The 22,061-nt window shown below is 41.2% G+C and carries 24 protein-coding genes; 13 read left to right on the forward strand and 11 right to left on the reverse strand.

The window, feature by feature from the left end; translation table 11 throughout:
- Nucleotides 1–10: 10 nt before the first annotated feature.
- The 6 genes from ABRT01_RS02115 to ABRT01_RS02140 form a co-directional block, all read right to left on the reverse strand.
- On the reverse strand, nt 11–1,288 hold the full coding sequence (locus ABRT01_RS02115) for an L-lactate MFS transporter (protein WP_269409671.1): 1,278 nt from the start codon (nt 1,286–1,288) through the stop codon (nt 11–13).
- Nucleotides 1,289–1,691: 403 nt separating this feature from the next.
- A complete protein-coding gene (moaD, locus tag ABRT01_RS02120) occupies nt 1,692–1,928 on the reverse strand; it encodes a molybdopterin converting factor subunit 1 (protein WP_367746196.1) in 237 nt (78 codons plus the stop codon).
- Entirely contained in the window at nt 1,921–2,394 is a 474-nt protein-coding gene (locus ABRT01_RS02125) for a molybdenum cofactor biosynthesis protein MoaE (RefSeq protein WP_367746197.1), read from the reverse strand. The genes moaD and ABRT01_RS02125 overlap by 8 nt, the downstream gene beginning before the upstream one ends.
- 1 nt (nt 2,395) lies before the next feature.
- Complete coding sequence (gene mobB / locus ABRT01_RS02130) at nt 2,396–2,896, reverse strand: molybdopterin-guanine dinucleotide biosynthesis protein B (protein ID WP_367746198.1); 501 nt, start codon at nt 2,894–2,896, stop codon at nt 2,396–2,398.
- Nucleotides 2,897–2,969: 73 nt separating this feature from the next.
- Entirely contained in the window at nt 2,970–3,281 is a 312-nt protein-coding gene (locus ABRT01_RS02135; protein WP_269412578.1) for a metal-sulfur cluster assembly factor, read from the reverse strand.
- 137 nt (nt 3,282–3,418) lie between these two features.
- Nucleotides 3,419–4,180 (reverse strand): alpha/beta fold hydrolase, encoded by a 762-nt coding sequence (locus ABRT01_RS02140; protein WP_367746200.1) that lies wholly within the window; start codon nt 4,178–4,180, stop codon nt 3,419–3,421.
- Nucleotides 4,181–4,350: 170 nt separating this feature from the next.
- Between ABRT01_RS02140 and ABRT01_RS02145 the strand changes: the two genes are divergently transcribed.
- The 4 genes from ABRT01_RS02145 to ABRT01_RS02160 all read left to right on the forward strand — a co-directional run bounded on the left by ABRT01_RS02145 (nt 4,351) and on the right by ABRT01_RS02160 (nt 6,443).
- Complete coding sequence (locus ABRT01_RS02145; RefSeq protein WP_367746203.1) at nt 4,351–5,184, forward strand: Cof-type HAD-IIB family hydrolase; 834 nt, start codon at nt 4,351–4,353, stop codon at nt 5,182–5,184.
- Between the two features lie 154 nt (nt 5,185–5,338).
- Nucleotides 5,339–5,491 carry a hypothetical protein gene (locus tag ABRT01_RS02150; RefSeq protein ID WP_269409677.1) on the forward strand — a complete coding sequence of 51 codons (153 nt, stop codon included), beginning with the start codon at nt 5,339–5,341 and terminating at the stop codon, nt 5,489–5,491.
- Entirely contained in the window at nt 5,492–5,686 is a 195-nt protein-coding gene (locus tag ABRT01_RS02155) for a DUF3813 family protein (protein ID WP_269409678.1), read from the forward strand.
- A 493-nt stretch (nt 5,687–6,179) separates the two neighbouring features.
- Nucleotides 6,180–6,443, forward strand: a complete 264-nt coding sequence (locus tag ABRT01_RS02160) for a NifU N-terminal domain-containing protein (RefSeq protein WP_269409679.1) — start codon at nt 6,180–6,182, stop codon at nt 6,441–6,443.
- Between the two features lie 49 nt (nt 6,444–6,492).
- On the opposite strand, the gene ABRT01_RS02165 is transcribed toward ABRT01_RS02160, so the two are convergent.
- On the reverse strand, nt 6,493–7,338 hold the full coding sequence (locus ABRT01_RS02165; RefSeq protein ID WP_269409681.1) for a YitT family protein: 846 nt from the start codon (nt 7,336–7,338) through the stop codon (nt 6,493–6,495).
- A 276-nt stretch (nt 7,339–7,614) separates the two neighbouring features.
- On the opposite strand from ABRT01_RS02165, the gene ABRT01_RS02170 reads away from it, so the two are divergent.
- From ABRT01_RS02170 to yppF, 3 genes are all read left to right on the forward strand, one after another.
- The gene (locus ABRT01_RS02170; RefSeq protein ID WP_269409682.1) at nt 7,615–8,475 is read left to right on the forward strand and encodes a DegV family protein; all 861 of its coding nucleotides are present in this window, start codon (nt 7,615–7,617) and stop codon (nt 8,473–8,475) included.
- A gap of 166 nt (nt 8,476–8,641) precedes the next feature.
- On the forward strand, nt 8,642–9,877 hold the full coding sequence (locus ABRT01_RS02175) for a hypothetical protein (RefSeq protein ID WP_367746208.1): 1,236 nt from the start codon (nt 8,642–8,644) through the stop codon (nt 9,875–9,877).
- Nucleotides 9,878–9,961: 84 nt separating this feature from the next.
- A complete protein-coding gene (yppF, locus tag ABRT01_RS02180) occupies nt 9,962–10,147 on the forward strand; it encodes a YppF family protein (RefSeq protein WP_269409684.1) in 186 nt (61 codons plus the stop codon).
- Nucleotides 10,148–10,196: 49 nt separating this feature from the next.
- Here yppF and ABRT01_RS02185 read toward each other — a convergent pair whose 3' ends face one another.
- Both ABRT01_RS02185 and ABRT01_RS02190 read right to left on the reverse strand, forming a co-directional pair.
- Entirely contained in the window at nt 10,197–11,681 is a 1,485-nt protein-coding gene (locus tag ABRT01_RS02185; RefSeq protein WP_367746209.1) for an alpha-amylase family glycosyl hydrolase, read from the reverse strand.
- Nucleotides 11,682–11,749: 68 nt separating this feature from the next.
- Nucleotides 11,750–12,112 (reverse strand): YisL family protein, encoded by a 363-nt coding sequence (locus ABRT01_RS02190; protein WP_269409686.1) that lies wholly within the window; start codon nt 12,110–12,112, stop codon nt 11,750–11,752.
- A 205-nt stretch (nt 12,113–12,317) separates the two neighbouring features.
- Here ABRT01_RS02190 and ABRT01_RS02195 point away from each other — a divergent pair, with 205 nt between their 5' ends.
- The 6 genes from ABRT01_RS02195 (at nt 12,318) to ABRT01_RS02220 (ending at nt 14,511) form a co-directional block, all read left to right on the forward strand.
- Nucleotides 12,318–12,530 (forward strand): spore germination protein, encoded by a 213-nt coding sequence (locus ABRT01_RS02195; RefSeq protein ID WP_269409687.1) that lies wholly within the window; start codon nt 12,318–12,320, stop codon nt 12,528–12,530.
- An 18-nt stretch (nt 12,531–12,548) separates the two neighbouring features.
- A complete protein-coding gene (locus ABRT01_RS02200) occupies nt 12,549–12,758 on the forward strand; it encodes a spore germination protein GerPB (protein WP_269409688.1) in 210 nt (69 codons plus the stop codon).
- Nucleotides 12,759–12,859: 101 nt separating this feature from the next.
- Entirely contained in the window at nt 12,860–13,444 is a 585-nt protein-coding gene (gene gerPC, locus ABRT01_RS02205; protein ID WP_367746210.1) for a spore germination protein GerPC, read from the forward strand.
- Nucleotides 13,441–13,620 carry a spore gernimation protein GerPD gene (locus ABRT01_RS02210; RefSeq protein WP_269409690.1) on the forward strand — a complete coding sequence of 60 codons (180 nt, stop codon included), beginning with the start codon at nt 13,441–13,443 and terminating at the stop codon, nt 13,618–13,620. Before gerPC ends, ABRT01_RS02210 begins: the two co-directional genes overlap by 4 nt.
- A 73-nt stretch (nt 13,621–13,693) precedes the next feature.
- A complete protein-coding gene (locus ABRT01_RS02215) occupies nt 13,694–14,110 on the forward strand; it encodes a spore germination protein GerPE (protein WP_269409691.1) in 417 nt (138 codons plus the stop codon).
- Nucleotides 14,111–14,292: 182 nt separating this feature from the next.
- Complete coding sequence (locus tag ABRT01_RS02220) at nt 14,293–14,511, forward strand: spore germination protein (RefSeq protein ID WP_269409692.1); 219 nt, start codon at nt 14,293–14,295, stop codon at nt 14,509–14,511.
- A gap of 94 nt (nt 14,512–14,605) precedes the next feature.
- Here ABRT01_RS02220 and addA read toward each other — a convergent pair whose 3' ends face one another.
- Both addA and addB read right to left on the reverse strand, forming a co-directional pair.
- Nucleotides 14,606–18,325 (reverse strand): helicase-exonuclease AddAB subunit AddA, encoded by a 3,720-nt coding sequence (addA, locus tag ABRT01_RS02225; RefSeq protein WP_367746211.1) that lies wholly within the window; start codon nt 18,323–18,325, stop codon nt 14,606–14,608.
- Complete coding sequence (gene addB / locus ABRT01_RS02230; RefSeq protein WP_367746212.1) at nt 18,319–21,846, reverse strand: helicase-exonuclease AddAB subunit AddB; 3,528 nt, start codon at nt 21,844–21,846, stop codon at nt 18,319–18,321. Before addB ends, addA begins: the two co-directional genes overlap by 7 nt.
- Between the last annotated feature and the right edge of the window lie 215 nt (nt 21,847–22,061).

The raw sequence follows: 22,061 nt of genomic DNA on the forward strand, positions 1-22,061 counted from the left end.
TCTATTCCCGCTATTTATTACTAATCCTCGGAAAAGACCCGGTGGAAACATGTTGCTGTTCTCTTAATCTCCTCATATCAACCCGAATCCATAAAGAAACAATGAAAGCAATTACAAAAATGATACCAAAAATAACCATAGTTAAATTATAACTCTTACTGGTATCATAGATCAATGATAATAGAATCGGTCCTACAGCTCCACCCATTGCCCAGGCAGTTAATATATAGCCGTGAATGGCGCCAAGCTGTTTTGTTCCAAAGATATCACCAATGTAAGCGGGAATGGACGCGAAACCACCGCCATAACAGGAGACAATAAGAAATACCAGTATTTGAAACAAGATAACATTAGCAGAAATCGGCAGCAGGAAGTAAGCGATTATTTCAATGGCAAAAAAAGTCGTATATATATTTGGACGTCCAATATAATCTGACAATGTTGCCCAGCCAATCCGGCCACCACCATTAAATAATCCCATAACACCAACCATGGTTGCAGCTGCGGCAGGGGTCATCCCGGCGATTTGCTGAGCCATTGGGGAAGCAACCGAAATAATGGCGATACCACACGTAACATTCAAAAACAACATCACCCACAACAGCCAAAAGCGGCGGGTCTTAATTGCCTCATTTGCAGTAAGCTGAGATAGATCCGGTTTTACCATCCTGGTTGTTTGTTGTGCTTTTTCACGGAATCCTTGTGGTGCCCAATCCGCTGGTGGCGGAGATAAGTATAAAGAAGCCAGGGTCATCACAAAAAAATAAACCATACCAAGAATAAAAAATGTATTGGATATGCCCACTGAATCAATTAAGGAAGCAGCGGCCGGCCCACTAATTAAAGAGGCAAACCCAAACCCCATAATCGCAAGACCCGTTGCCAATCCCCGATGATCCGGAAACCATTTAACCAACGTTGAAACTGGTGCAATATAACCGATGCCCAGTCCAATCCCTCCAATAATCCCGTAAAAAAAATATAATAGTATTAATGATTCCATCGCTGTAGCAAGTCCCGATCCCGCTACACCCACACCAAAAAATAAAGCAGCAAGCATGGCTGATTTCCTCGGCCCATGCTTTTCAACAAATTTGCCCATAAAAGCAGCCGAAAAACCCAAAATAAAAATTGCAATACTGAACACCAGTGAAATTTGTGTTGTTTTCCAACCGTATTGAGTTGCCATTGGATTGGTAAACACACTCCAAGCATAGGCGGAACCAATACAAATATGGACGCCAACGCCACAAACAGCAATAAGCCAACGATTTTTCACCTTTTGCAACTAAAGAACCTCCCTTTTTTCCATACGAATGAATGTGCATTTGCAAGCAGGCGTCATGAATATTTGCTATTTTCTAATTATCATAATATCATATTTATAGCTGATTGTCCCTATGAATTTGCTAATTGTATCGTGGTGTATGGAGAGAAATTTACCATTAAAAGCAAAATCGATAAAATACAGGAGAAAATTGATAGTGTAGGGCGCAAAATCAATCGGAGTGTGTTAAACATTTCAAAAGCGGCAGAGAAATAAACGAACTTGAGAGCAACGCCCTTTCAAAAAACCGATTTTCTATTAGCGGATGTTCAAAAAGTCACACACTCTAATCTAAGAAAATCGGTTTTGTGTTCTTATTAGCAATACTGTTATGTTAGACTTATTGTGATACATACAGGAATCATCATCCGCCACTAACCGGTGGAATAAAGGCAACCACATCACCATCGATAAGTTTAGCGTCTTCTGTTGCATATTCCTCATTTACAGCAATCATGGCACGATCTATTGCTTCCAGTTGGTACTCACTTTGCAAACGTGTTTTCAATTCTTTTACCGAAGCAACATTCGCTGCTTCGAGTGATAGTCTATCTTTGCCTAAGGATTCTTGTAATTCCGCAAAAAACAACACATCAATCATGGTACATTTCCTCCTCTGTTGGCAATTGATCTTGATAAGATGTCGTTTCCAATTGATCCCCAATCCATTTGGTACCATCTTCCCAATGTTCCTTCTTCCAAATAGGGACAATTTGCTTGATTCGGTCAATCGCATAACGACTCGCTGCAAAGGCATCTGCACGATGTGGGGTCGAGACCGCAATCACAACGGCAATATCCGATATCTCCAAGCGGCCTACTCGATGGGCAATCGCCGTTTTTGCATCTGGCCAGCTAGCTTGGATTTCGTCACCAATTTGTTTGAGTTTTTTCTCGGCCATCGCGATATATGCTTGATATTCCAAATATAGTGTTCGCTTGCCTTTGGTAAATTCCCGAACCGTGCCAATAAAAGTGTTAACTGCACCTGCTTCCGGTCGAACAACTTTTTCGATGCAATCATTTACCTGAATGGGGCAGTCGGTAATCCAAAAATACTTTTCCATCTTAACACCCTTCATTTACAATAATATCAGCAAGCATGCCGAGATGTGTTTCAATCTTTGGAACCGAAAACACTGGATAGTCAACATCTGCCACTATTCCTTTGTTCCAGGTTCCTACAGCAATTATAGTAGAAAGCCTATGTAAAAGCGATACATCTTCCGCGTTTTTCACCAAAACAATTTTGGGAAAGTCCGCTTGTTTAAAACCTTCTACCAACAGGATATCGATATGTACTAACTGATACAGTTCCATCATTTCGGCTACTGGTATGTTTGGCAGAAGGATCTCGGTGCTTGTTTCCCCTTGCACTGCACTAAGGCTTGCCCCCGATGCAAAGTGTTGATAAGTATCAGTATTTTGCATTACTGCAGGATCTCCGCCGTGCCCGTGATGCTTTAATGCACCAACTTTCCATCCATATTTTGTAAGGTGCCGAATCAGTTGGCTCATAACTGTTGTTTTACCCGTATTTTTATGACCAACAATTTGGCATATTTTCATATATAACACTCACTTTTGAACTTCTTGTATTAAAAAAGGCTGATCCATTATTCTGAATCAACCTAATATCTCATCAATCTGGAATACCCAACGCAATCTTAGCATATCGTGACATTTTATCTTTACCCCAAGGCGGATTCCACACAATGTTTACATTAACTTCTTTGATTTCAGGGATATCTGCAAGCGCTCGCTGAATGTCAGCCTCAATATGTGCAGATAACGGGCACCCCATGGCAGTTAATGTCATTGTCACATCACAAACACCGTCATCATTCAACTCAACACCGTAAATGAGACCTAGATTGACAACATCAATCCCCAGTTCCGGGTCGATAACATTTTCGAGTGCACCAAGGATATTATCCTGTAACGCTTCATCCATTGTTTCAATACCTCCCCTGCTTATTCCTACTTTCATTTAAACATATTTCAACGTATTTTCAAATGATTTATCTCACACGTCAATCAATGAATGTATCGTTTATTACGCATTACGAGATGCAATACCAATTTTTCACTTTATAAATACGTTTCAAACCATTTTTCCGTTGCCAGAATCGCTTTTCGGCTAACTTTATGATCGCGATTGGCTTCTTTCATAAATTGAATCTGATCCTGATTGGTATAATGATGTTTGACATCCTCATAAAAAGTGTACGAGTGATCAAAAGGGACAACCGAGTCGTTTTCCCCATGCCAGAATAAAAGTGGCCGCTGGTTTAGTTTTTCAGGATATAGTGACAAGTCAACCATTTTCAAATCCTGATACAATTGATCGATGATGTCATCTGTAACTGGCAGTTTGCCCATCTTCTTAAGTGTATCAACTAATGTTTTAGCATAAACAGTAATCTTCGGTGACCCCATCAAAATCGCCGCGACTTTAATCCATGGATATTGGGTCAAGGCTACTGATGTTGTAATTCCTCCCATACTTGTCCCGGCAATCCCAATCCGGCCATCAAGTAAAAGACCTTGCTCTGTTAAGGTATCCCGGATTTCTTTTAATTCCTTTATGTTCTGCATGACAATATCCCAGAAGGAAACTTGCCGCTGGATTGCTGACATTTCAATTTCACGTTCGCCATGATATTCACTGTCAGGCAAAACCACCCTGTATCCTTTTGCAGCTAATAAATAGGCGAGTGGTAAATTATGTTCTTTGGCACTAGTGAAGCCATGAAAATAAATAACAACGGGTAATGCCTTTGTTTCATATTTGACATCAACCACTTCTAATGCCGGAATATTGTTGAAGTTTTTATGTATAACACCAATCATCCTTAAGATCCTTTCATCAAAAATAATATATTATACCTATCTTAATATTACTATGCGCTGCATTGCAAATAAAGTGAGACTTCAAGTACAACAACAAAAGCTAAATCTGTAATATTATTCTTTACTTTCTAATGAAACACTTATACACTATTGGCATGCGAGGTGAAAATATGGAAAAGAAACAACATTTAATTGCTTTGGACTTGGACGGTACCCTCTTAACCGATGATAAAGTTATTAGTCCGCTAACAAAACAAGCGATTCTACAAGCAAAAGAACAAGGGCATATTGTCATCATTTCAACAGGCCGGCCACATCGGTCAAGTATCGGTTATTATCAAGAACTTGGGTTGAACACACCAATGGTTAATTTTAATGGCGCGCTCATTCATCATCCATATGATAATAAATGGAGGGTTTTACACAACCCTATGCCCAAACGAACTGCGCTAAAAATTGTTGATGCGTGTTACCATATAGGCGTTCATAACGTGATGGCCGAAGTAAAAGATAACGTCTATCTGGACCAATATGATGAAAAGATCCTGGACATTTTTAAAATGGCACCAAACGATCCGCCATTTACTATCGGGGGATTGAAAAATAAACTGCAGGATGATCCAACCTCATTGCTTATTTATCCAATGGAAAATAATATAACTGCGCTACGCAATCATTTGAATGATTATCACGCTGAATTGATCGAACACCGTAAATGGGGTGCACCATGGAACATTATTGAAATTGTCAAAAAGGGGATGAACAAAGCAGTTGGTGTACAAAAAGTCGCGCATTATTATCATATCCCAAAAGAACGGATTATTGCATTCGGTGATGAGGACAATGACCTGGAAATGATTGAATATGCTGGTGTTGGTGTCGCCATGGCAAACGCAATCGATGAATTAAAATCCGTTGCTAACCATATAACAGATACAAATGAACAAGACGGTATCGGTCATTTCCTTGATCGTTATTTAACCCTGAACACAAAGGCAATGTAACATCCGTATCTTTTTGTTCTTGATAATGTTACTGGACTTATTTGAATCCTTTAGCATGTTCCCGACATTTTCCTTTTATATTTCAACACACATTCATCCATACTATAAGTGAACGTATCCATCGCGTTCACTTATTTTGTTGGGAGGAATCGTCATGGCGAAAAACAGTAAGTCGAGACGGTTTGTGCAACATGGCTCAGATTCCGTGAAGAAGCATGATGAACGGTTTCCTTACCGGTCACGTCTTTCCGATGCAACAGTAGACACCGAAGAGGAAGCCAATAACCATACTGTAGGAGGATTTTAATTGGAAAACAATTTTTTTCAACAGGCCAAATCCGCTATCAGTCGTTTAACAAACACCAATAACACACCGAGTGAACAAGATAAACAAGCAGCCGAGCAAGCTATCCAACAGGCATACAATAATTGTACCGATGAGGAAAAGCAACAGCTTGAGCAATTGGAACAATCACTCAAACAAAAAAATCAATTAAGCTAAGCCCTCCGCGAAAAGCTGAAGCGCCCGGTTAGCGGCGTATGTGCTGGACTGAGCCGTAGGAGATAAAGGAAACACGGTGAGCTGAGGCTTCAGTATGTAGGTTAGTTCGGCGTTGCGACAGGACGTCGTGGGCTTAACCGAACCTCCTCTACTCACCGATGTTGACTTATCGTACGGAGGTGAAGGAAGCACACTAGCCGCTGGGCGCTGAAGCTGGACAACCGCAGAAAAGCTGAAGCGCCCGGTTAGCGGCGTATTTCATAAAAGCTTGATCCTAGTCAATATCCAACTCATTAACAGTGATGAAATGGTTTCACGAGTTTCGAGCAAAACCCCGTGGTTACCAAATACTACGGGGATACATATGCTCCCAACTACGCTTGTATTTTAATAATTAGCGTAACAAGAACAAGACCTGGATATCCCTTTTATCCCTGTCCTATTTCTGCTAATATAGAGACAAATGGGTTTTAAAATGAGGAGGAATGACACAATGGGAGTGCGAGCAGAAGCTACACCAAATCCAAACGCATTAAAATTCACAACCGATAAATTAATATTTCAAGGCACCAACAGTATTTCGGTTATGTCCGGGGATACAAGTGAATATGATATTCTTAACGATCTTATGAAATTGAATGGCGTCGATAATGTTTTTGGTTACCAAAATTTTATCACCGTCAATAAAGAATTCGATGCAGAATGGGAACAACTCCAACCAGAAGTCGAGAAGGTTTTTACGAAATACGGATATTAATCAAACAAAAACAAACGCTTGGCCAAGCGTTTGTTTTTCGTTTTTCCAATTAATTGTCACGCCTAAATAATCCGAAAATACCCGTTGTTTGAACGATATTAGTAAACGCGTTTGGATCGACTTCCGAAATTACTTTCTCCAAATCGTATAATTCGTACCTCGTTATTACCAGGTACATCATGTTTTTATTCTCGCCTGTATAGGCGCCTTTTGCCGGCAAAATGGTAATCCCCCGTACCATTTTATTGTGAATTGCCTGTTGCAGCTCTTCCGCTTTATGGGTAATAATCATTGCAGTTACCTTCTCATGACGTGTATGAATAGCATCGATGACCCTGGTTGTCACATAGAGCGTTACCATGGTGTATAGCGCGTTCTCCGGTTTATAAAGAATACCGGCAAATGCAATAATGATGGCATTTAAAAGAAGAAAATACGTACCAATTGGTTTGTCCTTCATCCGGGATAGAACCATGGCAATGATATCCAGTCCCCCGGTCGATGCCCCATACCTCAATGTAAGCCCCACTCCGGCACCGGAAATAACGCCGCCGAAAACCGCATTCAAAATAATATCATTGGAGAATTCCACAACAGGAAGCACCTCCAAGAATACTGTTGTACATAATACGGAAATTGCGCTATAAATCGTAAATCCCTTGCCAACCTTAAACCAACCAAGGACGGCGACAGGAATGTTAAGTATGAATAGTAAAATACCTGTACTAATTTTAATTCCAAGAAAATCACCAAACACACTGGAAAGTAGCTGGGCTGCCCCGGTAAAACCGCTCGCATAGACATTTGCTTCAATAAGGAAAAAGTTTAGTGCGATCGCTCCCAATAAAGCACCAAATATTACAATGATGATTCGCTTGGCCTCAACTAAAAACATAACACCTCTCCTTGTTCACGCAACCTATTAAGGCTGTAGCAAGAAATATTTTGACTATCTTACATGTTCACTATACACTAAATACAATGTTAATTATTAAAGGATGTTCAAAAAGTCCGGTAAAAATGACGCTTCGAATTTCGTCGTTGGCTTGCTTTTCCGCTCCTCATGTACCTTTTATGTACACTCCGGTGCTCAAAGCTACGCCGCCTAGAACTTCTCGGTCCTTTTTATCCTCCTTTTTGAACACGCACTATTACGAATGAAGGTGAAGACATGAAGGTGAAAATCCTTGCCGATTCTGCATGTGATCTGTCAGAAAAACATTATAACGAATTCAACATTGAAATGATACCCTTAACGGTGCACCTGGACGAAAAAGATTACCTGGACGGACAAACCATTTCACCGAAAACCGTCTATGATGCCATGCGTGAAGGAAAAGTCCCAAAAACATCGCAACCGTCGTTACAGGTTTTCAAAGATGTTTTCACATCATATGCAGAGATCAATCAACCCTGCATCTACTTGAGTTTTTCCTCGGAATTATCCGGCACCTATCAAACCGCCAAAATTGCCGAGCAGGAGATAAAAGAGGAATATCCAGAAAGCTCCATCCATGTCATGGATACCAAATGTGCTTCCCTTGGTTGTGGTCTTATCGTACTAAGAGCTGCAAAAATGGCAAACGATGGCGCGAATGTTAAAGACATTTGGGACATGGCTAACTTTTATGCCAGTCATATGGAGCATATTTTTACGGTAGATAATTTGGAATACTTATATCGTGGTGGACGTGTCAGCAGAACAGCTGCATTCGTAGGTTCCCTATTGAAAATCAAACCCGTTTTGCATGTGGACGACGGCAAATTGGTTCCTCTGGAAAAAATACGCGGTGCAAAAAAACTGCTCAACCGTATGATCGAGATTGCTGAACAGCGTGGTGTTCATTTAGAGAATCAAGTGATAGGTATCGTTCATGGAGATGATTTAGAACGCGCAGAAAAATTAGCAGAACTTGTCAAAGAGAAACTTCATCCAAAAGACTTGAAAATTGAAATGATCGGCGCAGCCATTGGCGCCCATTCCGGACCAGGAACACTAGCAGTATTTTGTTTGAATGATGAATATAATTAAGTGTTTTAAAAACAATGATTTACGGCATAAGCCAATTCTTAAAAGTTACCAATTCTGCCACAATCATGTTATTTTTTTTGAGATTGGCTTTGATATGCTTGCATCTTTTGTCCTATTTCGCGACAATAGTGTAGTATAGCTATTTTGTAATGGGAGCGATTAGAACATGCCGCGGCTTTTTGCACATTTTACATTCTTACTATTCATCCTGACAGCTTTATCCGGATTATGGATGCGATTATCCCCGTATCTTCCGGGTGAAATCATCCCTTATACAAACGTGATGCACGCACATTCACATTTGGCTATTTTAGGTTGGACTTTCCTTGGAGTTTTTCTTATTTTTTTATCGCTTTTTTGGAAGTCAATCCAGCAAAAAAAACAAGCATATGCACTTGTCGTATCCATTTTTATTACATCTTGTCTAATGTTTATCGCTTATATTGGTCAGGGATACGGGGCATATGCCATTATTTTCTCGATTATTCATATTGTTGTTGAATATTGGGCTGCTTTATTTATGTATCTGCAAATCAAACGTCGGCAAAACAGTGTACCGTATGTAAGCCGGTTGTTTATATATGGTGCATTAATTGCGTTGATCATTTCATCGATTGGTCCATTTTCCCTGGGGTTTATCGCAGCAAATGGGCTACGAAATAGTCCAATTTTTGATATGGCCATTTATTTTTATTTGCATTTTCAGTACAATGGCTGGCTAACGCTGATATTAATCGGATTATTTATTTTTGCTATTCATCGACGGAAAATACCTTTCCCGCATATATGGTTAAAAGCCGGATTTTGGTTTTATTTTGTTGCTTTATTCCCGGGATACTTTTTATCCATCCTCTGGAGCAATGTAGGGTACTGGGGGCACATACTTGCAACTATTGGCAGCATCGGTCAATTTATCGGCGTTGTCTTTGTTATCATTGCTTTTAGAGAAATCTGGGTGCATCTCTATCGACAGGTCCGTGAAATTACAATTGTCTCTTTATGGATCACTTTCTTTTTACTCGTCGTAAAGAGCACGATGGAACTGGGATTAATCTCGCCGACAATGGCTGCGCTTGTCTACCAAACAAGAAGTATCATCATCGGCTATTTGCATTTTTCCTTGCTGGGCTTTATCAGTATATTTATTTTGACGCAGTTCCAATTAAACAACATGATTCATACAAGCACGAAACTTTTTCCATCAGGCATGATTATTTTCTTCGTCGGTTTTTTCTTAAATGAACTATTCTTATTCGGGGACGGATTTGCCCGCTGGTGCGGATTTGGTTATATCCCCTACATTTCAGAAGGATTACTTGGCGCAAGCATATTAATGATTGTCGGTATTGTGATCATTTGGATTGCCTTCGCTATGCAGCGAAAAACAAGATCGATGAATTAATTACCTGCACCCTTCATATATTTTAGATAGAACCGATTGGACAGGTTACAGCAATGGCTCAAAAATATGTGAGGGAGTGTGTTTATGCAGTTGGAGGATATGATGAGGCAGTATGCGCTGGATCGTGAAGAGACTCACCCATCCATCAACCAGTTATTGGATTTTTATCAAAAGCAATATGTTGCCGGTGAAATCGATATTACCACCTATCAAGATATATTTCATTTTTTACATGAACAAGGGGCAACATCTTCCCATGAGTATATTTGATCATTTAAAAAAGAGCGTCCGCAAATCATCGGGGCGCTCTTTTTAATATCTAAGATTGCCTATCCTTATTCTTCCGCTGTTTTCTGCTTAACAAGACAACTGCAAGAATGAATATGACAAAGACACCAACAATCATACCAATAAACAGCCAATTTAAACCAGTATCTTTCTCAACAACATATACTTCTACAGATTCACGGTCAATGCCTAATTTGTAATTGCCGTCTTGATCTTTTCGTACAATATTATCTCCCAATAATCCGGTCAACTGCATGCCATTGGGAACATCGTCAATCGTAACAGCTTTTGTACCCGTATCATTATTGATCGCTATGTACATCGTCTCCTGACCATCCGAGCGTTTAAAAACACTCATTGCCCCATTGGATCCTGCGAGTTCAAAGTCTCCATCCCTTAAAACGGGAAACCTTGTCCTTAAAGATGTCATTTTGGTGAAAAAATCTCCCATATCCTCATCCTTATGGTTGAACTGCACCAATCGGTTACCAGCCTCAACCGTCTCACCATCCATGGGAATTTCCGACCCTTGATATACTAGTGGAACCCCTGGTGTTGTATACATATAGGCAAGTGCGAGCTTCCATGCTGTTACAGGATTCTGACCATTATCAACGATTTTCTGGGTAAAGCGTTTCGTAAATTTATTATCAATATACAGTAAATCATTATTTTTCCCAGCTGTTTCCCATTGCTGATAAAGCTTGTCCACTGGTGTTCCGACATGACTGAAGACGTCAGCCATTGACGCTTGCATTGCCGGGTTAGCAATGAGTGGGATACCTGCATCATAGCTTTCCTTCGATAGATCATCCGCGTTCAACACGCTTCCGGTCAAAAAAATGTCCGGTTTTTTACTTTTTAAATGATCAACGAAAGCTTTCAAAAATTGTGGCGGTGTTTGATCAACAGCATGCACGTTGTAGCCATCAATATCCGCCTTGTCCAGCCAAAAGTCACCGGCGTCCAACAACATTTGTTTCACTTCAGCGTTTTCCGGATTCAATCTTACTGCTTGATCCAACCCTAATGAATCATCGGTAATATCGTTTGCCAATGTCTTGTCAGGATCTTTGGCAAATGGATGTGTTGGTGCTGCATAATTCGGAACAAACTCCAATAATACTTTTAAATTACGCTTATGTGCTTCTTTTACCAGCCTTTGTAAATCTTTCATCGTGCCAAATTGGTCATTAACCTTTAAAAAATCATCAATCCAATAACCATGATAGCCACCTTTGGCATTTTGCATAATGGATGATAAGGAAATGGTTGTGAAACCTAATTCCTTAATGTAATCAAGCTTATCGATTATACCCTGTAGATCTCCACCGTGATATGCTGCCGGATCATCCACATTCATCTGATTACTAGGTTGCTGATCACCATTATTAAACCGATCGACAAATATCGAATAAATAATTTCGTCGCTAATAGTATTCTTTTGTGCATGAACCGGATTTGACCAACAAAGCAAAAGCGGAATAGCGAACACAATCAATACATACTTTTTCATACCGTTTCCCCCATCACTTAAGCCCCCGTATATGCACTTATATAACGGGGGTCTTGCTATCTATATTCTTAGAAAAATCCTAAATGCAAGCGGCCGAAGCCCAAAATGAATGTCAGTAAAACCGCGATAATTAATTGTATCCAAAAACTTTTGGTTGGTTCGCCCTGTCCGCTCTTTGTACTGATCATTTCCAGTGCAAAGATTGCCCAGATACCGGCAAGTCCTTTAAAAATCGCTTCTCCAATTTGCGGTGTGCCAAAATAATAGGCGAGTAGCGTACCACCTGAATACAAGATAAGTAAAAAATCCAGTCTTAAGATCATTTGAACAATTTTTGCTCCTTTGGCTTTTCCTTGTTTATTGAGTATCAATACGACAATAAACAGGATAAACGCCAGGATCCACGATGTTACGTGCAGATGTGTGTTCATTACCATTCCTCCCAATCACGGTTACTTACAAATTTACACCAAACCTATCATACCATGTCCGACTAGTAAATTCATTTGAAAGTTATATGAACACTTTATGAACTGTTTAATCATTCCACCCTACCCGCTCTGGTTTACCTCTGTTCACTTAATTCAACAATTCCACCCAATTCACATAAACTATACCGTAAAGGGGGACGAATGCATGCCGGCAAAAGTGGGAGCGGTAAAAGTTGTCAGTATTGGTTCATCCAGTATTTTTAATATTGGAGATGTCTATGCAATGTGTCCGGAAAGTCAGGCAAAAACATACGCTGGCGGCGGTTCCTTTAACACTGGAAATGGCACTAAGATTCGTCTTGGTCAGTCAAGTACGAATGTATATGATAAAGACACATTTGATCAAGGAATCGTGTAATGAGTGGGAGTGAGAAACATGTGCCTTACCATTCATCAGTCCATCAATATTAACCTTATTAAAGTCGGTGCAATCACCAACTCCTCTGTATTACAAATTGGCAGTACTGGGAGTATTCAAGCACGTTCCGATATTCATAATACAGGAGGGTATACTGAGCCTGTTGAAAAGGCAGAGGCGCTTACAACGGAATTTTCTCCATTAGTTCCACTTGCACCTCAAGGGTAGCACAAACAAATAAAATGCTGCATAAACTGATCATAGGCCTCTGCCCATGGTACCAATTACCAAGTGGAACAACTGTCCTGGCAGAAAGGGGGGAGATTTTCATGAACCCAAATGAATGGATGAATTATGTTTACGACCTTCATCAGCATATCCGGTCACAGGATCAAAAAATCAAAGATCTGGAATCAAGACTTCAGCAAATGGAACAAACATCACAAAAGAAAAATCCAACCACGATTGAAAAAATAGAATATAACTTCGATCAGTTAAAAATCGAACGACTGGATGGGACCTTGCATATTGGCCTCTCACCGAGTGACCTGGCGAAGATGGACGAATTCGGGGTTAACCAGACAAACCCACCAGACGAAAAAGTACCGTTAAATCAGACATTACAAACTGATTTACGTAATCATATCTATCAGGAAGGTCCAAAAATAATTCAACATTTAGCTGAGCAGTATCAGCATCCGGTTAATGAAAACTTCCAACATGTCATGCTTCAGGATATTGAAAAACAGCTGCCACAACGAATTCATGTTCACGAGCAGGAAGCCAGAAATAACCATAACCTGGCAACAGAAGATCAGATCATGAACTATGTTAAGGATCAAATTAAACACGAAATCCATCAATCACTAATTACCTATATGCAAGGTAATGGGAAAGAAGGTAAAGATCAATGAATCTGGTAGTTCACAATTGGGAATTATGTGTTGGTAATGTCGATATTGCGGCAGTTTCCGCATCATCAGTATTTTTAATCGGTGATAACGATGAAATGAAACTATCCTCATTTTTTGATACACCACCAGAAGCATTTACCATTGGAACCATTGTCCCATTAGCACCACAGGGTTAATAACGCTTCGCCCGGTTAAACGGGTTCTGGATTGAATAAACATATTTATTTCAACTAAAAAAGGTGATGTTATATGGAAAAACGAACTGCTGATGTCAAACAATTAGAGGGTGTTGCCGTCGCCTTTAGTTCTATTTTAGCAATAGGTGACACAGAAATAGCCAGGCCAAAAGCAAAAATATCTGCGGTACAAGAGCAGGGTCCTATCTTTTCAAAGCGAGATCAAGTCATATTTTCCAACTATCCAATCTACTCCATGCCTGCCAAATGGATTGAAGAACCGGTTCCAGTTCACCAGCAAATTTATCATCACAAACCTTTCATCTGTCTAAATCGCTTTCAATTTGGTTATGTTTCGGTCTCTTCCATTCTGCAGGTAGGCAGTATTAGCGACATCACTGCGGACGCCCGGATCAAACATTTTCGTATTTTGGAACCAAATGCGGCGGCTTCAAGTTCGGGAAACGCCAACAAAAATAATCAGGATTAAAATCCAAACTTATACACCTCCAAAATATATATAACAAACTACACAAGGCACATATATCGTTCATACCTTATATGAAAGAAGTTCAAAAGACTTACCTTAGACATTTTTAAAAGTACGGTTTAAGCTTAACGTCTTTTGGACTCATTTATCGTTATCATACCAAGGATTAGGAAGGTGGAAAAATGCCATCTATTGTAGGTCCGCTAAAAGTTAACAGCATTACTGGAGGGGTGGTAAACTTTGGTGACTCCTTTTATCTCTCGCCAAAGAGCACTGCAAAAACCGCTACCGGCTCCGGTTCAATGAATACGGGAGATTTTATTAATACAAATACCGGATTTAGCTCGACCAATCCAGTTGATCCCGACATGATTGATCAACTGATTGCAGGAAACACCTAACACATCGGTCCTCCGTCATCATTGTACTACGGAGGACCGACGCTATTCATAAGTTGACCGATCGATAAAGATGAATTGAACACCATCGTCACAATTATGCTTTAACCAATAGTTGTTTGGCAAAAAAATAAAGATACGCTTCTTTAACCGGCTGCTGCCAAATTGTCTCCAACGCCTGTTTATAGAGTTTTATCTGCGTCTGATACCGTTCACGCAGCTGCTGGATAATTCCTTGCGTTGCTTCTCCATCAATCGCATCGGTTTTATAATCGACAATGACCCAACCGTCTTCTGTATGAATAATACAATCAATCACGCCTTGCACCAGTACCCGTTCATCTGTATCACTTTCCCAGTTGGCATAAACCTCGCTTGCTGGAAGTGAAAGACTAAATGGCACTTCGCGATAGACAGTAGGCGCGGTTACAAGAGATGTGCCAATATCCGTTGTGAAAAATTGCTCGATCGCCTCTGTATCAATAATAGCTGCCTCATCAGCGGTTAAAATTTCCCTGCCGACCAGTTCTTCAATAAATTCCGCTATCTCTGCTTTATTTAAGCTACGGGTAAGCGGGATATGCTGCATCACCGTATGCATTGCTGTCCCACGCTCTGCAGCTGAAATGGACTTCTCTGTTTGCATAAATTTTGGCCGTTTGACAATTGGCGCATGAAACGGCTGGACAAGCCGCATATCACTATAATCATCCTTTACTTCCCGTTGCCGTTTTAGTTCCGTAACCGTTTGTTTGGCCCGGGCTGTTTGCGCCTGCGGAAATGGATAGCGAAATGATAGACGTTCATCAACCATATGCATCTGCTCTTCATCGGTAAGCTCAAGCGGCTGCCATGTCGTAACACTTTCTTTTAGCACCTCATCTACATGCTCGTCCACTTTTTCCAGATTGGTATAATCACTTCCATGAACAACACAAACTTTCCATGTTGATGGATCAATTTTGATCGGATCCAACACGGCATCACCGACATCCTCTGTCCTGAGCAAACCATTGGCCTGATGCCGGATCAAGGCCGGGCCCACCCAATCCAAGTAACTTTTCGCTTCCAGCCGATACTGTGCTGGTAAGACCCAGGCTTCATGGTCAGTCATCTTTTGCCATTTTGCTTGTTTCTTTTCGAATGAAGCAACATTGGCAACCATAACCAGTTTTTCTTTTGCCCTGGTTAAGGCAACATACAAAACACGCATTTCCTCCGCTAATTGTTCACGCAATTTTTCACTCCGAAAGGCATGAAACAAAAGGGTTGGGTAGGTAATCCGTTTTACCGGATCAATATACTTACTGGCAAACCCAAGATCTTTATGCAATAAATAGCGCTGGTTGAGTTCCATCAGATTAAATGATTTATCCATCGCCCCAACAATGACAATTGGGAATTCGAGTCCCTTACTGCTGTGAATGGTCATCATGCGGACAACATCTTCTTGTTCACTAAGCGCCCTGGCTGCTCCAAGATCATCACCGCGTTCTTCCATCCGTTCGATAAACCGCAAGAAACGAAATAAACCGCGGAACGATGTCGTCTCGTAGCCACGAGCACGATCATACAGTGCCCTTAAATTTGCCTGACGTTGCCGACCACCTGGCATACCTCCGACAAAATCATAATAACCTGTTTCCCGGTAAATTTGCCAGATCAATTCCGATAATGCCCCTTGTCTGGCAGCGACACGAAAGCGTTCCAGCTGCTCCATAAACGGCCGCAATTTTTCCGCTAATTCATCGGTTTCATTATCGGTAAATCGCCGTAGTGCATCATAATACGTATGACGCTTATCCGCCAGACGTATCCTGGCCAATTCCTCTTCATTCAGACTGACGATTGGCGAGCGCAATACAGAGGCAAGCGGAATATCTTGTCTTGGGTTATCAATGATCTTTAATAAACTGATCATGATTTTTACTTCAATCGCTTCAAAATAGCCTGTGGATAACTCCGCATAAACAGGGATCCCTTGTTTTTTCAGTTCATCGGCAATTGTCGGTGCCCAGGTCATGGAGCGCAATAAAATAACGATGTCACGATATCTTACATCCCGCTGTGTCTGTGTTCGCTTATCGACTACCTGCAATGGTTTTTCATCCCTTTGGCCTACCCACCTCTTTATTTTTTCTGCGTAGGCACGCGCCTCCAGCTGGGCTTTCTCCAAGTCCTGATAGTTCTCCTCATCGTCTTCTGTCACCTGATCTTCCTCAGGTGCTTCGCGATCAATAATTACAAGTTCCGGATCCGCCTGTGGCAGTTCAAGGGTATCGTACATATGGTTGGCATAAATTAATTCTGCATCCTGATCATAATTAATCTCCCCTACGTCTTCATCAAGGATCTGCCTAAAAATATAGTTTGCTCCTATTAAAACTTGCTTCCGGCTGCGAAAATTACTGGCCAAATCAATCCGTTTCGCTGGTGATTTTTGTTCAGCAAACCGTTTATATTTATCAATAAACAAAGATGGTTCAGCATGACGAAATCGGTAAATACTTTGTTTCACATCGCCAACCATGAACATATTCCCAGAACCATCCTGATCACTGATTAATTTTAAAATGGTCTCTTGCACCAAGTTGGTATCCTGATATTCATCAACCAGTACTTCAGTAAACTTGGTCTTGAACTGACGGGCAACACTAGATGGAACGACATGCTGCGGATCAGATGTATCGTCCATCAGCAGCTGCAGGCAATAATGTTCCAAATCGGAAAAGTCGACAATTGCTTTTTCCCGTTTTTGTTCGGTGAACCGCTGTTTAAATTGTTTCACGAGTTCGGTCAGTTGCCTGATAACCGGTGCCAATTCCTGCATATCCGCAACATGTCCGGTGAGATTACGGGTAAACCAGCTTTCCTTCATCTCATTCCAGCGTTTTTTGTAACTATCACGCAATGCTTTGACTTTTGCCTTCTTGTCCTCATTACAGTCCACTCGTTTGCCGGATAGTTTGGTAAATGTACTTGTTTGCATAAAGGCTTGTAATTGATCCCACGAAACAAATTTCGATAACGCCTCATGCAATTGATTGATATCTGCATCAATGGCATCCGCATAATGGTATGGCCCATCATTTTCCTTTGTCAGATCCAGGGCACGTTCCATTTCCTCTTTGATCGCTGTGAATTGACTGTTTATCTCCCGTTTGATGATCGAAAGCCAAGGCAAATCCTGCTCAGTCCATTGATCTGGCACATCATACGTGTCGACAAGGCGATCCAGCCACTGGTCCGGCCATGGATTTTGTTCGGAGAATGTATACAATTTCAGCACAAGGTCTTCCACATCATTATCATTGCGATCACTGGAGAAGCGATCAACCACCGCAAAAAACTTCTGCTGTTCCTCTCCTTGCTTGCCATACCATTCCTCAAATAAATCAGCAATGACCTCTTGCTGGATCAAATCAGTCTCCATATCATTGGCAATTCGAAATCCTGGATCGATATCCAACAAGTACGCATATTCCCTGATGACATCCAGACAAAAAGAATGCAAAGTTGAAATTTGCGCACGCTGCAACAAGGATAATTGTTTTTTCAAATGGTTGGATGATGGATTTTCTGCCAGCTTATTTTCCAGGGCAAGACCAACACGGTTGCGCATCTCTTGAGCCGCTGCATTGGTAAAAGTAACGACAAGCAATGTATCGATATCAACCGGGTTATCCGCACGAATCAATTTTTGAATTATCCGCTCCACCAAGACTGCCGTTTTCCCAGATCCAGCCGCTGCTGCCACCAAAATATCACTGCCATCAGTATAAATCGCCTCATGCTGTTCATTCGTCCAATTTACCATTGTTCTCCCTCCGTTTGTCCGGCACCGGTATCTACTTTTCTACGCAGTTCTTCCAAAATTTCATCGTCCTTTCGATCCGTTAGCTTGCGATAATTGTTTTCTTCCAGAGTCGGATCGAATTGACAAACCGAGCGATATGGGCAAAAGGTACAAGCAACCCTTTGTTTATGCTGGTATGGGTTTAAATGGACTTTACCTTCTGTCATATCAACACCGGCACGAACCATTAACTGTTGAATATGGTCTTTGAGAATATGGAAAGTTTCCTCATCAGCAATCCGTGAACTGCTGTAAAATCCGCCATTTTTCTTCACGCCTGCCGGTACAATCTGACTTGATCCTGACTCCAGTGATGTATCCATTAACTTGACGGCAGTTTCATCAGCAAGCAGAAGTCCCTGCATTTTGTATTTTTTAAAGATTTCCTGGTCAATTTCTTGGTCGTCCATTTTTTGTTTTGCTGAAATCATTGGATTATGCACATGGAAATAGAGTACTCCCGCTGGCGTAGCCTTTACACCCAGCCATTGTTCAGATTGGGACAGAACAACATCCAAATAAGCAAGCATCTGCAAGGCAAGGCCATAGTATACCTCTACCAGATTCAACCCTTTGGCACTTGATTTGTAATCAATGATACGCAGGAATAAATGCTCCTGATCCAGCGCCTTGTCTACCCTGTCAATACGGCCGCGCAAGACCAATTCAAATCCATTTTTAAGGGGTAGTCTCACTGACTTAAGTGTTTGATTATCCCCCATACCAAAGTCAAGCTCCAGTCCAACCGGTGAAAAATTGCTTTGCCGTGCCTGTTCGCCTAGCACATAGGCAGCACGAGCAATGACGTCTTGCAATTTTTGCTGAATGTATTGATAGCGATTCGAGCTGTGTAAAATCTGGTGTTGCAAAATTGGCGCAAGATGGTTGACCGCTTGTTGGGCATAATGATCGGTCTCCTGTTTCGTCAGTTGCGCATAATCTTTTCCTGCCTGTTGAACCCATTCAGTAATCTGTTTTAATGCTTCATGGAACAGCTGGCCAATATCTGGTGCATCCAATTGATAGGTTTGCCGTTCGTCCAGGCCTAAACTGTATTTGGCGAAATGCTGATATGCACAGCGATAATACATTTCCAGCCTGGAAACACTGGCCTTCACTTCTTTTGGATAAAGTTCTTTTGTTGTTTCTTCTGACAAATCAACAGGCTGATTACGATAATACAGACTTTGTAAAATGGAATAGGTTGTACCAAACTTCCTCGTATTTTCAATATACCAGTTCAAAACATACCACCAAATCGGCTGAACCGGGTATCCTTTTCGTTTTCGGCTTAGTTGTGCGGTTAATGCTGCTCTCGTTTTAACCGGTGTTGTGATGAACGCCTGTGCATCGAATAATTCATCTGGATCCTGCAACAGCAAATGTTCACAACAAGACGGAAATAAATCCTCCATGCGCTTAATCAGTTGGGAAGGCATTTTCGCTTTTCCCTCTTCATCACTTAACGGATAACTAATCCACATTTGTTCACTTACTGCTGTAAAAGTCAGATACATATAAAACCAATCGTCCAATAATTGACGCTTACTGCTATCAGCCAGTCTTAATCCATGTGTCGCCAGCAGCTCCCGTTCGCGCTCATTAATCATCCCGTCCGCTTGTGGTTTCATCGGCCAAACGCCGTCATTTACACCAAGTAAAAACGCACATTTCTTGCCGCTAATCCGGGAACGGTCAATGGTCCCAACAATCACATGATCCATGCTTGGTGGGACGTGCGCAAACTTCAACGATTCCAAACCGGCATCAAGGGTGGTACGAAACGTAGCTAATTCCATCGGTTCATCCCCGGCAATTTCGACCATTTCATCGATCAATTGGACAATGGCCTCCCAGACTTGTTCCTGCTCACGTCCCTTTTCAATTTGACCTGCTTCATCAAAGGTATCCCTTAGCTGTTCCAGACGTTTTGGTACACGAAGTTCTTCCAGCCATGTAAACAGGACTTCACACATCCCGGCAACCGTTTGTGCTTTTCGGATTTTTTCATCAAATGACTGTAGCGCCTGAACTACTTGACGACGATAGGCATTAATCCGCTTTTGTGTCTGCTTTTCTGCATCAGTCTGTGCCGTCTGATCAAATCCGCGAAAACGACTGTATTCCCAGTCTTCTTCACTCATCCAGCGTGCCCGTGAACGGATACCATACTCCAACACATAATTTTCCAATTCATCAATGGCATCATTTGTTAATGGATATTCTTTATCCGCGATCGGGATAAATCCTGTCTTTAGCACCCGGAAAACTGCATCATAGCGCCAATTCCCCTGTACCATATCAAGGGCAGAACGAATCAATTCGATCAAAGAATGATTCAGCATCGTTCGCTTCTCATCGACAAACACGGGGATACCATAATCTGCAAAAATCGTGTCAATCAGGTCATGATAAGTTTCCGGCTGCCGAATAAAAATAGCCATGTCCCGATACCGGTAATGCTCTTCTCTAACTAAGCGAATGATTTCCTGTGCCGCTCCTTCTACTTCCGCGCGCGGATGTACCGCCTCGGCAATCTGAATGGGTACAGCCCCTTTATATTTCGGTGCCGGCCGATTATCGAAATTAGCGTCTAAATGATAAAAAGCAGGACTCCCCTTAAATCTTCCATACGCTGGGTTCATTTTTATTGTTTCCTCAATGGGAATTTGATTTTCTTCTACCACGGCTTTCAAAGTTTGATAGGTTTCCTTCGTTTGATAAAACAGATCCAATTCTGAAGGTTTGGTTTCTTCCGGATCATCAACGGTTAAGCCGATAGTAACGCAGCTGACTTTGTTCAACAACGCCTCCACTACAAACAATTCCTGCGGGGTAAATCGGTGGAATCCGTCAACGTAAACAATGGCATCATCCAGTATCGGTGCCTGCCTGATTTTTTCCGCCAGTAATCGTAATTGATCCTCACTATCAATGTATTTATCATGTAACGCAATGGATAATTTTTCATATAAATAAGTCAAATCTTGCAGTTTATTTGTTAATGCCACTTCTCCAGGTTCTTTATGGGTAAATTGATTGATGTGTTCCATTTCCATTTTCAACATTTCCGGAGTAATGCTGTAACGCTTGAACTCGGTAATCATTTTTTCCAGCTGATCAAGAAATCCCTGTTTCTCCATCGCTTTTTGGAACACCCGCCAGTCTGATTGTTTTTCCTCAATAATCTTTCTCAGCATCATTTGAATGCCGATGGAACTAATAAACTGTTTTGTCCCCCCGCCGGTTTCTTGTAATATCCGCCAGGCAAGTCTGGAAAAACTGACGACATTTGCCCTTGTACTCCCTTGAATAAGGTTATCATCAAATAAGGCATATTCTTGTTGAAACGTCATTTGATCCGGAACGATATAAAAGATTGGTGGACCTTGTGGATCCTCCAACAGCATTTGTTTCATTTCATCCAGCATTCGGCCACTCTTCCCCGTGCCGGCAGTACCTAATAAAAAGCGAATCCCCATGTAATCCCCTCTCCAACAGACATTTTTCAGCAAAAAAATAGCTTTCTTCCATTTTACCAAAGAAGAAAGCTTAATTATACTTATTTAAATGATGATCGGTTTTTCAGACTCTTAACCAAAATCTATGGTTGACAGATTAGATGTAATTTTGATTTATGCAATCGCTACGGAAAAACACTACGCTGGCTAGTTTATCATCACCATTTTTATTCATT

The sequence above is a fragment of the Lentibacillus sp. L22 genome, assembly GCF_040812445.1.
Classification (GTDB): Bacteria; Bacillota; Bacilli; order Bacillales; family Amphibacillaceae; genus Lentibacillus_C; species Lentibacillus_C daqui.